A 14,879-nucleotide genomic window follows, 5' to 3' on the forward strand; every position below is an offset into this window, starting at 1 on the left:
GGCCCGCCCTCGGCCGTGCAGGCCTGGCTCGCCGCCGACGGAGCCCTCGCCCGCCGTCTCGCGACCCTCGCGCCCCTCGTGCTCGCCGCCGCGGCAGACGACGACGCCGTCGCCCGCGGGATCGTCGACGAGGCTGCCCGGCTCCTCGCGGCGACGACTGCTGCGGCCGCCGGGGCGACCGAGGACGTCGCGCTGCACGGTGGCCTCACCGACCACGACGGCTTCCGCGCCGCCCTGACCCGCGCTCTGGACGCGCGCGGCCACCGCGTCGTCCCCGCGCGCGGCGGCGCCATGGACGGGGCCCTGCTGCTGACCCGTCGCCTCGATCTCCCCCATGAAAGGTTCGTGCACCGTGCCGAATGACTCCCGTCTGACCACTCTCCTCGCCGAGCTCGCGGGCCTCGATACCGAGGCCTCCACCACCGAGCGCGGCGACCTCGACCTGCTGAGTACGACTGAGCTCGTCGAGCGCATGAACGCCGAGGACCGGCGTGTGCCCGAGGCCGTGGCCGGACGCACGGCGGAGATCGCGGCGGCGGTGGACGGCATCACGGAGCGGTTCCGCCGCGGCGGTCGTCTCATCTACATCGGCGCGGGCACGGCCGGACGCATCGGCGTGCTCGATGCGAGCGAGTGCCCGCCCACCTTCGGCACCGACCCGTCGATGGTCGTGGGGCTCATCGCGGGCGGGGAGACGGCCATCCGCTCGGCGGTGGAGAACGCGGAGGACGATGACGAGGCCGCGGCCGTGGCTCTGCGCGACCTGGACCTCACCGGCCTGGACACGGTGGTGGGGATCTCGGCATCCGGCCGCACGCCCTACGTCATCGGCGGGCTGCGGTACGCCCGGGGCCTCGGTGCGCTCACGGTGGCGATCGCCTCGAACGCCGGGTCGGCGATCGGCGCGGAGGCCGAGATCGCGATCGAGGTCGTCACGGGGCCGGAGTTCATCTCGGGCTCCACGCGGCTGAAGTCCGGCACGGCGCAGAAGCTCGTCGTGAACATGCTGACGACGCTCTCGATGATCAAACTCGGCAAGACGTACCGCGGGGTCATGGTCGACCTGCTGGCGACGAACGAGAAGCTGCACGCCCGCTCGATCCGCACGGTGTCGCAGCTCGCCGGCGTCGACGTCGACGCCGCGTCCGCCGCGCTGGAGGCCGCGGACGGTTCCGTCAAGCTCGCTCTGCTCCTGCTCGCGACCGGAGCGTCCGCCGAGACCGCCGCGGCGGCACTGGCGGCGTCCGACGGCATCCTCCGCGACGCGATCGCCGCCCTCACCTGAGCCGGTCGTCGCTCTCCCCGCGGTGCGGGATGCGAAAAGCTCCGGACGGGAGCCATCGGGGCACCCTTTCGCACCCGCGACGGGCCGCCCGCTAGCGTGAGGGCATGCCCCTCGTTCTCGTCACCGGCGCCGCGCGCGCGAACAGCATCGCCGCCGGCATCGTCCGGCGGCTCCGTGCCGACGGCTGGACCGTCGTCACCAGCGACCTCCACGACGCCGATCACCCCGCCGACCTCTCCACCGCGGACGGGCCGGAGCGCCTGATCGCCGAGGTCGCGGAGGCACACGGTCCGATCTCCGCGCTCGTCCTCAGCCACGCGCACGACGTCGAGTCCGGCGTGCTCGACACCACGGCGGAGAGCTTCGACCGGCACGTCGCCGTGAATGCGCGGGCGAGCCTGCTCCTCATCGCGGCCTTCGCCCGGCAGGCCGAGGACGGCGGCGCGATCGTGGCTCTCACGAGCGATCACGTCACCGGGAACCTGCCGTACGGGGCGTCCAAGGGTGCGCTCGACCGGCTGGTCATCTCCGCCGCGCGCGAGCTCGGTCCGCGCGGCATCTCCGCCAACGTCCTGAACCCCGGCCCCATCGACACCGGATGGATGGACGACGAGACGCGCGCCGGCCTCGCCGGGATGACGCCGCTCGGGCGCCTCGGCACCCCGGGCGATATCGCCGCCGTCGTATCGTTCCTCGTCTCGGACGAGGGGCGCTGGATCTCCGGGCAGCTCCTCCAGGCCGACGGGGCCTTCTCCGCCCGCTACTGATCGCGCGGCGGAGCGAGCCCGGGCGCGCTCAGTGGCCGCAGGCGCAGGAGTCGCCGCCGCAGCAGGAGGCCGTCGCCGCCGCGCCGCCGTGCGCCTGGGAGGACTCCGGCACGTCCATGGCCGGGTTCTGGTCGAGGAAGCCGTAGGGCTTGAACCAGAATCCCGCGTAGTCCACGGGCATGATCGGCCAGTCCTCCGGGCGGGGGAAGTGCGTGAGCCCGAAGGTGTGCCACAGCACGATGTCCTCGCCGTCGATCCGGCGATCGTCGGCCGTGTACTCCGGGAGGCCGGCGCCGCCTTGGTGCGCGTTGGGATAGCGCCCGGCCGGCCAGATCTGACCGTGCTCGTATCGCGTCGCCCAGAGGTGCTTCGTGGCGAAGGCCGCGCGCGCCGCGACGGACGACGCGGGGTCGGCCATCAGTAGAGCGGTCGGCTCCGGCACGAGGTGATAGGCGGTCGGGCGGCCGACGTGGTTCGTCCGCGAGGCACTCTGCACCTCCCACACCCGGGCGACCGAGGAGTCGGCCTCGCGCCGGGCGGCGTGCTCGGTCTCCAGCACCGTCTCCGACCAGGTGAAGGCGTTGCCGAACGGGTTGTCCGGCCCCAGGGGCACCCGCTGCGCGTCCACCTCCACGAGACGGTTGTCCTGGCCGTCGATCGCCACATCGAGGCGCGCGCAGAACAGGTGCTGGTGGACCGGGGCGAAGACGCCGGGAGCGAGTTCGGTGGCGTGCTTCTGGCGGACACCCGGCTCTCCGGCGGCGGCGAACACGATGCCCGTGGCCTTGGCGACGACCTCGATCGAGCCGTCCAGGCCGAAGTTCCAGTAGAAGCCGTAGTCGTAGTTGCCGATGGTGGAGAAGTACGAGACGACGAAGCGCCGCGAGCGCCGCACGTCGGAGCGCCCGGAGAGGTCGGTGTGCTTCCAGAGGATGCCGTAGTCCTCCTCGTGCATGCAGATCACGTTGGGGATGCGGACCGGGTGGCCGTGGTCGTCGGCGACGTAGCCGTCGAGGTACCGGATCACGCCGAGGCAGTCGCAGCCGAGCTCCAGGTGGTTGGCGTTCTTGCCGAGGAGATACTCGCCCGCGTCGAAGTAGCTGATCCAGTAGCGCCCGGGGGCGGTGTCGCCGTAGGGCACGACCATCTCCGGCACGCTCGCCCGGTGCAGCACGGAGCGCCCCTGGAACGACACGTCGTGCAGCACGAGGCCTTCGCGGGCGTTGAAGCCCACGCGCATCGACCAGCCCTCCCACTCGACGAGCGATCCGGAGACGGCGAAGCTCGGCCCCTCCGGCTGGGTGATCTCGATGGGCTTCAGCGTCGTCCGCGCCGCGCCCTGCACCTCCGGGTAGTAGTTGCCGTGTCCGGCCGGGACCGGCACGTCGCCCTCGTCCTCGACGCGGATCACGCTGTCCGTGGTGAGGTCGATGTGCACGATCAGCCCCTCGACGGGGTGCGCCCACGGCGAATCCTGCTCGTCGTCCCGGAGGAAGGTGAGGGATCGGATCACGCGGCGGCCGACCTCGTCGGCCCGGCCCGTGTAGCCCGGGGCCAGGGGGGAGCAGAAGGCGAGGGCCATGTGGTCCGCCAGGCCGCGGCGGCGCATGGCCGCCTGCCATTCCGGGGACGCCTTGGCGATGGCCTCGGCCCGCTCGTACTCCTCGAAGAGGTACTGCGGCTGGCCGTAGGGCGGGGCGTCGTTGGGCACCCGCTCCTGGCGCACGACCTCGCCGCGGGTGATCGAGACGATCACCTCGGTCGCGACGCCGGTGGCCGTGTCGAGCAGGGTGACGTCCACCCGGCGGTCGATGGGGGAGCCGGGGCGCCAGGCCGCGAGCTCCTCCTTCGTGGCTTCGTCGGGGAGCAGCATCGGCACGCGGGTGGTCGCCGTCAGCAGGCCGGCCGCGTCGAGCACCGCGCGGGCGGCGGCGATCTCGGCGCCGGTGAGCGGATCGAGCGGATGGGGAGCGGCGATGGGCTCGAGGGAGACGGGTTGGGGGGAGTGCGGGGACATCGTTGACCTCACTATTTTCGAGCAAGCGCTCAAGAAACGGGTTGGCACGATGATACGACGGCGGGCGCGGGCGCACAACCGTGGCGTGTGGGCGCCGTCGAGGTCAGCGTCGCCAGGGGGCGAGGATGCTGTCGAGGACCGCGAAGTGCGCCGCCGGCGTCTGCGGCTCGGTGACCTCGACGACCTGCTGACCGTAGGTGATCGAGCGCAGGAGGGCGAGGAGGTCGCCGGTGGGGGTGTCGGGGCGCAGCTCTCCGTCGGTCGCCGCCTCGTCCAGGGCCTCCCGGATGCTGTCCTGCCACGTCGCGAGGGTCGGCGCTCCGGCGTCGGGAGCCGGGGCGAGAGTGGCCAGGCGCCCCCAGAAGCCGACGACCACGTGCGCCTCGGTGCGGGTGCGCTCGTCGACGGGGAGCACCTCGCCCATCAGGGCCCGCAGGCGGGCGAGGCCACGCAGTCCGTTGGTCGCGGCGGTGATGCGCTCGTCGGTGCGGCGGGTGACCTCGGCCGCCGCGGCGCGGACGACGTCGTCGAAGCCGTCGAAGTAGTGCCACAGGGAGCCGGTCGCGACGCCGAGCTCCTTCGCGACCGCCCGCGAGGACACGCTCTCGTGCCCGTCCCTGGCGGCGACGACGAGCAGCGCGTCGGCGATCTGACGGCGACGCTCATCATGGTCGACGATGCGGGGCACGTGCTCATTGTGTCGCATCGCGACGGGGTCTCGCTTTTTTGAGCGATCGATCAATATACTTCGGCTGTGGACTTCCTGCTCCCGGCAGCATCGTGGCTGATGGCGGCGGCGGGGCTCGTGTCGGCCGGCGCGTGTCTCGCCGCGCGTCGTGCTGTGCCGTGGCAGGGGCGCCAGGCCGCGGTGGTGATGGCGGTGGGGATGCTGCTGATGGCGACGGGCGGCGCGGGAGCGCTGGGCGCGCTGCTGCTCGGTGCCCTGATGCTCGCGTCCGGCATGATCGGCACGATGGGCGTCCGCGGGGCGGCATCGGCGGCCGGCTGCTGCCACCGCGCTCTCGGGGCGCTCGTGATGGCGATTTGCGCCTTCCACGGTGCCGCCGGAGCGGGCGGTCAGGACGTGACGTCCGCGGGGCACACGGGGCACAGCGTCGGCGGTGCGCTCGGTGCGCTCATCGTGCTCGGCACCCTCGCCGTCGTCGGGTGGACGCTCGCCGCGGCCCTGCGTCCGGCGGGGCATCGGGGGCGCACCGCCCGGCTGCTCGCAGTGGAATCCTGGGCGATGGCGATCGGGGTCGTCGCGATGAGCATCGTGGGCTGACCGTGCGGTGCGACGGCCGACCTCACTCCCGCGCGGCGGGGCGGACGAAGGCCCAGGCGGCGATCGCCGCGACGGCGGCGGCCAGGGTCATGGTGACCGCCATCGTGACGGCGTTCGTGCCCCCGATCCCGGCGGCGACCGGGGCGAGCACCGGGCCGAACAGGAACGACGACATGCCGAGCAGGGCGGACGCCGTCCCCGCCCTGGCGCCGTGATGCGCGAGGGCGAGCGTCTGGCCGTTCGGGCCGCCGAGGCCCGCGCACAGCATGAACCCGACGAGTGCCGCCACCACGCCCGCCACCCCCGTCCCGCTGAGGGCCAGGACGAGGAAGGTCGCGGTCGCGACGAGCGTCGCCGTGACCCCGCCGAGGTAGACGCGGAGGGGGCCGAACCGGCGCACGACAAGGCGGCTCGACTGGCTGCCGACGATGCTCGCCAGGGCGCCGGCGGCGAAGGCGAGACTGAAGCTCTGCGGGCTGAGGCCGAACTCGTCCTGCAGGACGAACGACGACATCGACAGATAGGTGAAGAACGCCACGCCCGCACCGGCGGAGGCGCACAGGACCGCGGCGAAGAGCCGGTCGCCCAGCACGGCGCCGGCGTGCGCCCGCAGCACGCGGAGGCCTCCGCCGTGGCGCGCCTCCGGTCGCAGCGTCTCCGGCAGGAGGAAGACGACCACGAGCAGTAGGACGACGCCGATCCCGGCCAGCACGCCGAAGATCCCGCGCCAGTCCATGATGCGGGCGAGCTGGCCGCCCACCACCGGCGCGATGATCGGCGCGGTGCCCGAGACGAGGAACAGCAGTGAGAGCATGCGGGAGAGCTCGACCCCCTCGAACTGGTCGCGGGCGATCGCCAGGCAGATCACGATGCCCGCCGATCCCGCCAGCCCCTGCAGGAAGCGCGCGACGAGCAGCAGCTCGATGTTCGGAGCGACGGCGCACACCGCGGAGAGCACCGCGAACGCCGCGACGCCGACCAGCAGTGGCAGGCGTCTGCCCAGCCGGTCGCTGAGAGGACCGGCCACGAGCTGCCCCAGGCCGAGGCCGATCATGCATGCCGACATCGTCACCTGCGCCAGGGCCTCGGTCGTGCCGAGCGACGCCGCGAGCTGGGGAAGCTGCGGGAGGTAGAGGTCCATCGACAGCGGACCGAAGGCTTCCAGCATGCCGAGCACGAGCACCGCCCGCAGCGTGCCCATCCGTGCGGGCTCACCGCGCGCCGGGAGACTCATCCGCCCAGGCGAAGCACGCGGCGCAGCCAGCTCTCCCGCGCGGCCACCGCGGCCCGCGAGACCTCGGCATCGGGGGAGAAACCGGAGAAGCCGTGGTAGCCGCCCGCCCAGACGTGCAGTTCGGCCTGCCCGCCCGTGGCCCAGATCCGCGACGCGTAGGCGACGGCCTCGTCGCGGAAGGTCTCCGCGGCGCCCACCTCGATGAACGCCGGAGCGAGTCCTGCCAGATCCGTGGCCCGGGCCGGTGCCGTGTACGGCGACACGCGATCGGTGAACCGGTCGGCCCCGGCGATCGCGTCCCACGCGGTGTCGTTGTTGTTCCGGTCCCAGGCGCCGAAGCCGTCGTACTGGCGGGTCGACGGGGTCTCGTTGCGGTCGTCGAGCATCGGGCAGCCGAGGAGCTGCCCGGCCAGCCGGGGCCCGCCGCGGTCGCGGGAGAGCAGCGCGACCGCCGCCGAGAGCCCGCCCCCGGCGCTCTGCCCGGAGGCGATGATGCGGGAGGTGTCGATGCCGAGCTCGTCGGCGTGGGCGACCATCCACTCCAGCGCCGCGTAGCAGTCCTCCGCCTGCGCCGGTCCGGGGTGCTCGGGGGCGAGGCGGTACTCGACCGCGACGCCGACGACGCCGTGCCGCTCCGCGAGGTCGATGAGCTCGGCGGTGCCGAAGAAGCGCGTGCCGAGCACCATGCCGCCGCCGTGGATCGACAGCACCGCCGGGGCCGGGTCCGACGGCGCCTGCGCCGGGCGCACGACGGTGATCTCGAGGTCCGGAGCCCCGACGGGGCCGGGGATGACCCGGTCCTCCCAGGTCACGGCGCGGCCCTCGGCCTGCACGGCCATCGGCGGGATGATCGTGGCGAAGTGGTCGCGGTTGGTGTGGATCGTGTCCGCGCGCAGCGGGATGACCTCCACGAGGTCGACGAAGGCGTCGAGTCCGGCGACGAGCTCCGGGTCGTAGGGCACCGGCTCCGGCGTGCTCATGCGGCGGCCCGCCAGATCCGTCGCAGCCAGGAGGCACGGGCGGCGAGGGCGGCGCGGGTGATCTCGGCCTCCGGCATGTACATGTCGAAGCCGTGGGCGCCGCCGCCCCACACGTGCAGCTCGGCCTGTCCGCCGGTCTCCCAGATCCGGAGGGCGTACGCGGTGTCCTCGTCGCGGAACATCTCCGCCTCGCCGACCTCGATGTACGCGGGCGGGAGGCCGGAGACATCCGTCGCGCGGCTCGGCGCGGCGTAGGCCGGGGCCTCGGCGCTGAACGCGAGCTCCTCGCCGAGGACGCATGACCAGGCGAGGAGGTTCATGTCGCGCTGCCAGGTGCCGATGCCGTCGTACTGCCGACTGGCGACCGTGGTGTTGGTGTTGTCGATCATGGGGCACAGCAGCAGCTGCCCGGCCATGACAGGGCCCCGCCGATCGCGCGCCAGCAGGGCGACGGCCGCGGTGAGACCGCCGCCCGCGCTGCCTCCGCCCACGACGATGCGCGCGGGGTCGATGCCGAGCTCCGCGGCGTGGGCGTGCGTCCACACGAAGGCCGCGTAGCAGTCCTCCACGCCCGCGGGGTACGGGTGCTCCGGCGCGAGGCGGTACTCGACGTTCACGGCCACGACGCCGTGCTGAGCGACGATGTCGACGACCCGAGCCGTCTCCCACGAGCGGTGGCCGACGATCATGCCGCCGCCGTGGATGTTTACGAAGCCCGGGAGCGTCGAGGTCTCGGAACCCGCCGGGCGGAAGATCGTGACCTCGATGTCCGGGGCTCCGGGCGGGCCCGGGATGACGCGGTCCTCCCACGTGATGTCCCGGCCGGCGATCACGGTGTCGTTGTCCGGGAACATCCGGTCGACGCCGTCGCGCGGCAGGGTCTCGCGGGTGAGCGCGGGCTGCGGGTTCTTCGCGATCTCGTCGAGCACGGCCTGCACGTCGGGATCGAAGGGGACGGGGATGGTCATGGTTCTCCTCGGGTGGGGCGGCGTCAGGGGCCTTCGGGGTCGACGACCCCGCGGTCGGCCCAGAAGGGCTCGACGAGACGGCGCAGCTCGGCGATGCCGATGCGGTCGACGAGGGCGGCCGCGTCGAGGTTCGCCCGCAGCTGCGCGACGCGGGAGGCGCCGAACAGGGTCGTCGTCAGGGCGGGGTGGGTGAGGGTGAAGGCGATGCCGAGCTGGGCCGGGGTCACGCCGAGGTCCTCCGCGACCGCGGTGAACGCGGGGACGTCGGCGATGATCCGTTCGCGGATGCCGCCGGGGTCGCGCCCGATCTGCCGGCCGCCGTTCACCGTCCCGGCGAGGATCCCGCCCTCCAGGCAGTCCGAGGCCTGGAGCGTGAGGCCCTGCTCCCAGAGGCGCGCGAACGGCTCGCCGTCCGGGATCGACCGCCGCGAGACGCTGTACTTGAGCTGTGCGATCTGCGGGCCGGGCACGCCTTCCGCGGCGGCGAGGTCGATCAGGGCCTGGATGCTCCCCGCCGACCAGTTGTTCACGCCCCACGCGCGGATGAGCCCGGCGTCGGTGAGGGCGGCGAGGTCGAGCACGAGGTCGCGCAGGTCGAGGTCGTCGCGGCGCAGGTCGCCGAGGATCACGAGGTCGGCGTGCTCGGTGCCCACCCGCATCAGGGCGTTCTCGAGCTGCGGGCGGAAGCCGTCGGCACCGAAGGCCTCCAACCAGAGCTTCGACGACAGCAGCCACTCCTCTCGGCGCAGCCCCGCCGCGCGCACCATCGCCGAGAAGATCACGTCGGTGAAGACCGGCGGGGCGCCGGGTGCGGAGTACACGCCCACGTCGAAGAGGTTCACGCCGCGGTCGGTGGCCTCGCGGAGGAGCGCGACCGCGTCGGCGAAGTCCATGCGGTCGTAGGTGTGCCACGAGCCCAGGGAGAACAGGGAGGCATGCAGGCCGCTGCGGCCGATCTCGCGAAGGGGGAGGGGGGTGGTCATGATGCTCCTCAGAGGCTCGGGTCGATGACGGCCTTGACCTCATCGAGGTGGTGCATGTGCGCGATCTTCGCGGAGGCGTCGGCGAGCCCGACCGGGGCGCTGAACAGGTCGTCCCAGGGGAAGCGGTCGGCGAACGCCGTGAAGAAGTCGATCGCGCGGGCGTAGTCGGAGATGTCGCCGTTGAGCGACCCGACCACCGTGAGCTCCTTGCCCATGATCGTGCTGAGGGCGAAGCCGTCCCCGGCAGGGCCGGTCGAGCCGACGATCGCGACGGTGCCGCGCTGGGCGGCCATGCCGACGGCGTCCGGTCCGACGCTCGGGGCGCCCGCGAAGTCGAACACGTGGTCCGCCCCCTGGCCTCCGGTCAGCTCCAGGACCTGGTCGACGACGGGACCGTCGCGGAAGTCGACGACGGCGTCGGCGCCGAAGCGGGCGGCGAGTTCCAGGCGGGCCGCGGGAGCGCCGACGGTGATGACCTGCCCGGCACCCGCGATGGTCGCGACTGCCGTGGCGAAGATGCCGAGGGCGCCCGAGCCCTGCACCACCACGAGGGAGCCGGGGCGGATACGACCGGCCCGCTCGAACGCGCGGAGGACGGTCTTCGCGGCGCAGCCCGCCATCGAGGCCCAGGTGTCCTTGACCGCGGCCGGGAGCAGGAGCTTGGCGGCACCCGGGGTGACGTACGCGTACTCGGAGAGCCCGGCCGTCGCGAACGGCGGCACGTCCGCGCGCTGGAGGAAGCCGTAGCCGCGGCGGGAGCAGGCGACCGGTTCCCGGAGCACGACGCAGCCGTGGCACTCGCCGCAGGTGGACTCCGACCAGCCGATCCGGTCGCCGGCGGAGAGCGGGCGGCCGAGCGCGTCGCGGGTGTCGGGTCCGGTGGCCACGATCTCGCCGACCATCTCGTGGCCGAGGACCAGGGGCAGCATGCCGGGGAACGACATCCTCCCCTCCCAGATCTCGATGTCCGTGCCGCACAGCGTGGTGCAGGCGATGCGGACGAGGGCGGCGCCGGGTTCGATCTCGGCGGGCAGCGGGAGGTCCTGCAGGGTGAGCGGCTCGCCGTGCGCGGTGAGCACCGCGGCGCGGGTGGTGGTGGGGAGGGTCATGGTTCTCCAGTCGCGGGGCGGGTAGCGGGATCGAAAACGGTCCTCCGCGATGCCCGGGAGGGGCGGAATCGATCCCGCACGGAGGGGGACGCGGTCAGACGAGGAGCTGGCCGCCATCGACGGGGACCGAGACCCCGGTGATGTGGCTGGCAGCACTGCTCGCGAGGAACAGCACGAGCGGGGTGACCTGGTCGACCTCGGCGATGGTGCCGAGCGGGATGCGCGACTCCCACGCGGCGCGGGCATCCGGGTTCGAGGCGAAGTCGGCGGTCAGGGGCGTGAGCACGGGGCCGGGGGCGACAGCGTTGACCCGCACCCCGGAGCCGGCGAGCTCGATGGCCGCGGTCCGGGTGAGCGCGTCGACCGCGGCCTTCGTGGCCTCGTAGTGCCCGAGGCCGGGGGTGGGCTGCCGGGCGCCGATCGAGGAGATGTTGACGATGGCCCCGTGGCCGGCCGTGGCGAGCAGCCCGCCGAAGACCCGCAGCATGAGGAACGTGCCGCGGACGTTGACGCGCAGAGCCGCATCGACCGCGTCGACCGCGACCTCCTGGAGTGTTCCGCCGCCGGCGACGACGCCGGCGTTGTTGACGAGGACGTCGAGTCCGCCGGCCGCGTGGATCCGTTCGGCCGCCGCCTGCACCGACGCTTCGTCGCCGATGTCGAGGGGGAGGGCGGTGGCTCCGATCTCGGTGGCGACGGCCCGGGCGGCATCGAGATCCACGTCGCCGAGGAAGACATCATCCCCGGCGGCGCGGAAGGCGGTGGCGATGCCGCGGCCGAGCCCGGAGGCTCCTCCGGTGACGAGGATACGGCGCGGGGAAGCGGTCATGGTCGTCCTCACTGACGGTGTTGCGATGGGATTCCTCCGTTATATTCTACAACCATAGAAAAACACAACCCCGTGCTGGAGACGGCGAAGGAGCCCTCATGTCCGATGTGATCTATCCCCGCAAGCCGCTGTCCCCGGGAGGCGCGACGGTGCCGCCGCTCGCCCTCGGATCGTGGAACACCTGGGATCGCATGGAGTTCGACGACGCCGTGCAGCTCATCCACCGGGCGGTCGAGCTCGACGCCGGATTCTTCGACATCGCGTACTACAACATGGGACCGCACGCCGAGAACTCCCGGACCGACATCCTCTTCGGAGAGGCCTTCCGGGCGAGCGGGGTGGACCGTTCCGACGTCGTGCTGTGCGGCAAGCTCTGGCTCTGGGACTGGCCGAACCAGGGCTTCCGTGGGCAGATCGAGGAGTCACTGGAGCGGGCCGGCCTCGACCGCTTCGACACCCTCGTGGTGGGGGACTACCTCGACGCCCCGGACGTGCCGCGGCTCGTCGCCGACGTGAACGCCCTCCTCGCGGACGGCCTGATCGACTCGTGGGGAATCAACAACTGGCGGATCGCGGACACCAGGGCGGCGCTCGCCGAGGCGGATGCGCAGGGGCTGATCGGCCCCTCGTTCGCGCAGCTCAAGTACGGCATCGCCCGACGGGCCATGGCGGAGGGTGACGCGTACGGCCCGCTGTTCGCCGACGGAACCCTCGCGCTGCAGGCCTCGGACGTGTTCGAGGGCGGGATCCTCGCCACCGGACGGATGCCCCAGCGCAAGATCGGTGCCGACGTCGGAGGTATCCGCGAGCGGATCCTCGCCGTGTACCCCGAGGTCGCACGGGTCGCGGGGGAGTTCGGGGTGACCCCGGCCGCCCTCGGCATCGCCTTCTGTCTGGCGAACCCCGCGACGGCCACCGTGCTCTTCGGTGCCTCCCGCGTCGCGCAGCTCGAGGAGAACCACGCCGCCCTCGCCCTCGCCCGCGACCACGGAGCCGAGGTACGCGCCGCCCTCGCCGACTGCCGCGTCGACCACGCCGTCCGCCCCGACGGCACCTGGTGACCCCCGTATCTCCCCCGGCTTCTCCCCTCTGGCGTGCGGGATCACTTCCGCACCTCCCGCGCGTCCCGCAGGCACGTTCCTGATCCCGCCTCGCTCCGCCCCCGCGCCCCACTCCGCTCGCGGGATCAGTTCCGCACCTCGCAGGCACCCCACGGGCCCGTTTCTGATCCCGCACGGCGTGACGTTCCCCGCGCCGATTCGAAAACGCGCCGCGCAGGGAGGGCGTGCGGCCGAATCTGATCCCGCTTCTGGTGGTGACTGTTTGTCCATCACCGGGCCCGCCGCTCGTGCGGGACCGGACCGCTCTCCGGAGCCCGGATCAGAAGGGCTCCTCGCCTCCGTGCTGGATCGGAAGTGCCCCGCGCACGCGCCGGATCAGAAATGCTCCTGGGGCCCGGGTGGGCGGTGCGTTCTTGATCCCGGGAAGGGGCACGGCGGCCCGCGGGGGCGCCCGCGTGGCCCGTTCGCGCCGTCGCTCACCCCGGTGCGGGATGAAAGGGGTGCCGAAAAGGCATCACCGAGGGGCGTTCCTGATCCGGCTGGAGGGGTGGGCGCGGTGGCGGGATCAGAAATGGGCCGCGCGGGGAGGGCAGGGGTGCGGTATTGATCCCGGTGCCCGTGCCTGCACCCGCGGGGGTGTGCGCGGGGGAGCAAGGTGCGTGCGCGCTGAGGCATCAGTCCGCGCGCCCGGGGGCGGAAACACGCTTGCGCTCTTTTTCCACGCATGTAGACTAACCAGCACGACACATCGAAGTGGCGTCGGTCCCGGTCTCCGGTCAGCGGCTCTTCGAACCTTCTTCACCACCCCCTGCACCCGAGAGAAGGAACCATGAAACGAATGCCCCTCGCGGTCGCCGCCGCCGTCGCCGCGACCCTCGCGCTCGCCGGCTGCAGCGGCGGCGGAACGCCCTCGCCGTCCGACGGCGGTGGCGCCGAAGGCCCCGACGCCCTCAACATCGGCAACTTCCTCGATGTCACGTCGTGGGATCCGTCCCTCGCCGACATCGGGTTCGACGGCCCCTACCTGTCCGCGGTGTACGACGCCCTGATCGCCCTCGACGCCGACGGCACCCCGATCCCGTCGCTCGCGACGAAGTGGACCGTGGCCGACGACGACCTCAGCATCGACCTCGACATCCGCACCGACGCCGTGTTCAGCGACGGCACCCCGGTCGATGCCGACGCCGTCGTCGCGAGCCTCGAGTACCTCAAGGCCGGCGCCCGGTCCGGTGAGGCCTACGTCAACGCGAAGGGCTTCGAGAAGGTCGACGACGACACCGTCCGCATCGCCCTCACGCAGCGCGACGACACGATCCTCTACCTGATGGGCCTCGGCCGCAGCTACGTCATGTCCCCGGCGTCCATCGAGGCGGGCACGCTCGGCAGCGACCCGGTCGGCTCCGGCCCCTACGTGCTAGACAGCGACACCAGCGTCGCGGGCGCCGAGTACCACTTCACCAAGACCGAGGACCACTGGGACGCGAAGACGTACCCGTTCGCCGAACTCGCGATCTACCCGATCACCGATGCGACCGCCCGTCACAACGCGATGCTCAGCGGCCAGATCAACGTGCAGTATGGCGACGTGGCCAACCTCGACCAGGCCGAGCAGCAGGGCTGGAACACCGCCCAGCGCGTCTCCGGGTGGGCGGGCCTCGTCATCACCGACCACACCGGCGCGAAGAGCGAGCCCCTCGGCACGCTCGAGGTCCGCCAGGCGCTGAACTACGCGTTCGACGGTGCGGCCGTCCTCGCGGCGGTCGGCAGTGGTGCGGGGGTGGCCACCAACCAGGTGTTCCCGGACGGCGGCGACATCAACGACCCCGACCTCAACGACGCCTACGCGTTCAACATGGACAAGGCGAAGGAGCTCCTGGCCGACGCCGGCTACCCGGACGGTTTCGACATCTCGATGCCGATGTCCCCGATCTTCGAGATGTGGAAGCCGTCGGCCGAGCAGGCCCTCAACGAGCTCGGCATCACCGTCACCTGGGACAACATGCAGATGCCGGACTACCAGCTCAACGCACCCAACTACCCGATGTTCATCTCCTTCCTCGCGATGGACGGCAACGACGTGGCCACCGTCTCCCGGCAGCTGACGAGCGTGCAGTGGTTCAACCCGGAGCCCGACTACGCGAAGAACGAGGTCATCGCCCCGCTCGTCGAGAAGGTGCAGACGGAGCGCGGCGACGCGCAGACCGCCGCCATCAAGGAGCTCAACGAGGCCCTCGTCGACCAGGCCTGGTGGTCGGTCTGGTACCAGGCGAACAACATCTACTACACGGCGCCCGGCATCCAGCTGCAGCCCGTCGTGGGGATGATGTTCCCGACGCTGCGGTACATCACGCAGGGCTGAAC

General features: G+C 72.3%; 13 protein-coding genes and 1 pseudogene. 6 read left to right on the forward strand and 8 right to left on the reverse strand.

The genetic code is table 11. The features are described 5' to 3' along the window. The 3 genes and pseudogenes from BK819_RS16760 to BK819_RS04470 all read left to right on the forward strand — a co-directional run. Positions 1-363: pseudogene (locus BK819_RS16760) on the forward strand (ATPase); the annotation flags it as partial. Continuing rightward, positions 353-1,285, forward strand: coding sequence for an N-acetylmuramic acid 6-phosphate etherase (murQ, locus tag BK819_RS04465; protein WP_071328097.1), 933 nt, complete (start codon positions 353-355; stop codon positions 1,283-1,285). The pseudogene BK819_RS16760 and the gene murQ, both read left to right, overlap by 11 nt. Before the next feature lie 104 nt (positions 1,286-1,389). Beyond that, the gene (locus BK819_RS04470; protein WP_071328098.1) at positions 1,390-2,052 is read left to right on the forward strand and encodes an SDR family oxidoreductase; all 663 of its coding nucleotides are present in this window, start codon (positions 1,390-1,392) and stop codon (positions 2,050-2,052) included. A 28-nt stretch (positions 2,053-2,080) separates the two neighbouring features. On the opposite strand, the gene BK819_RS04475 is transcribed toward BK819_RS04470, so the two are convergent. Continuing rightward, positions 2,081-4,069, reverse strand: coding sequence for a primary-amine oxidase (locus BK819_RS04475; protein ID WP_071328099.1), 1,989 nt, complete (start codon positions 4,067-4,069; stop codon positions 2,081-2,083). A 103-nt stretch (positions 4,070-4,172) separates the two neighbouring features. Beyond that, positions 4,173-4,757, reverse strand: a complete 585-nt coding sequence (locus BK819_RS04480) for a TetR/AcrR family transcriptional regulator (protein WP_071328100.1) — start codon at positions 4,755-4,757, stop codon at positions 4,173-4,175. A gap of 66 nt (positions 4,758-4,823) precedes the next feature. Here BK819_RS04480 and BK819_RS04485 point away from each other — a divergent pair, with 66 nt between their 5' ends. Further along, complete coding sequence (locus BK819_RS04485; RefSeq protein ID WP_071328101.1) at positions 4,824-5,354, forward strand: hypothetical protein; 531 nt, start codon at positions 4,824-4,826, stop codon at positions 5,352-5,354. A gap of 22 nt (positions 5,355-5,376) precedes the next feature. Here BK819_RS04485 and BK819_RS04490 read toward each other — a convergent pair whose 3' ends face one another. The 6 genes from BK819_RS04490 to BK819_RS04515 form a co-directional block, all read right to left on the reverse strand. After that, entirely contained in the window at positions 5,377-6,588 is a 1,212-nt protein-coding gene (locus BK819_RS04490; RefSeq protein ID WP_256209384.1) for a multidrug effflux MFS transporter, read from the reverse strand. Next, complete coding sequence (locus BK819_RS04495) at positions 6,585-7,568, reverse strand: alpha/beta hydrolase (RefSeq protein WP_071328103.1); 984 nt, start codon at positions 7,566-7,568, stop codon at positions 6,585-6,587. Before BK819_RS04495 ends, BK819_RS04490 begins: the two co-directional genes overlap by 4 nt. After that, entirely contained in the window at positions 7,565-8,536 is a 972-nt protein-coding gene (locus BK819_RS04500; RefSeq protein ID WP_071328104.1) for an alpha/beta hydrolase, read from the reverse strand. The genes BK819_RS04495 and BK819_RS04500 overlap by 4 nt, the downstream gene beginning before the upstream one ends. A gap of 23 nt (positions 8,537-8,559) precedes the next feature. Continuing rightward, a complete protein-coding gene (locus BK819_RS04505) occupies positions 8,560-9,519 on the reverse strand; it encodes an aldo/keto reductase (RefSeq protein WP_071328105.1) in 960 nt (319 codons plus the stop codon). Between the two features lie 8 nt (positions 9,520-9,527). After that, positions 9,528-10,628 (reverse strand): zinc-binding dehydrogenase, encoded by a 1,101-nt coding sequence (locus tag BK819_RS04510; protein WP_071328106.1) that lies wholly within the window; start codon positions 10,626-10,628, stop codon positions 9,528-9,530. A 94-nt stretch (positions 10,629-10,722) separates the two neighbouring features. After that, positions 10,723-11,457 carry an SDR family NAD(P)-dependent oxidoreductase gene (locus BK819_RS04515; RefSeq protein WP_071328107.1) on the reverse strand — a complete coding sequence of 245 codons (735 nt, stop codon included), beginning with the start codon at positions 11,455-11,457 and terminating at the stop codon, positions 10,723-10,725. A gap of 98 nt (positions 11,458-11,555) precedes the next feature. Here BK819_RS04515 and BK819_RS04520 point away from each other — a divergent pair, with 98 nt between their 5' ends. Then, positions 11,556-12,518, forward strand: coding sequence for an aldo/keto reductase (locus BK819_RS04520; RefSeq protein WP_071328108.1), 963 nt, complete (start codon positions 11,556-11,558; stop codon positions 12,516-12,518). Positions 12,519-13,347: 829 nt separating this feature from the next. Further along, positions 13,348-14,877, forward strand: a complete 1,530-nt coding sequence (locus BK819_RS04525) for an ABC transporter substrate-binding protein (protein WP_256209385.1) — start codon at positions 13,348-13,350, stop codon at positions 14,875-14,877. Positions 14,878-14,879 lie beyond the last annotated feature (2 nt).

The organism is Microbacterium sp. LCT-H2, assembly GCF_001866135.1.
Taxonomy (GTDB): Bacteria; Actinomycetota; Actinomycetes; order Actinomycetales; family Microbacteriaceae; genus Microbacterium.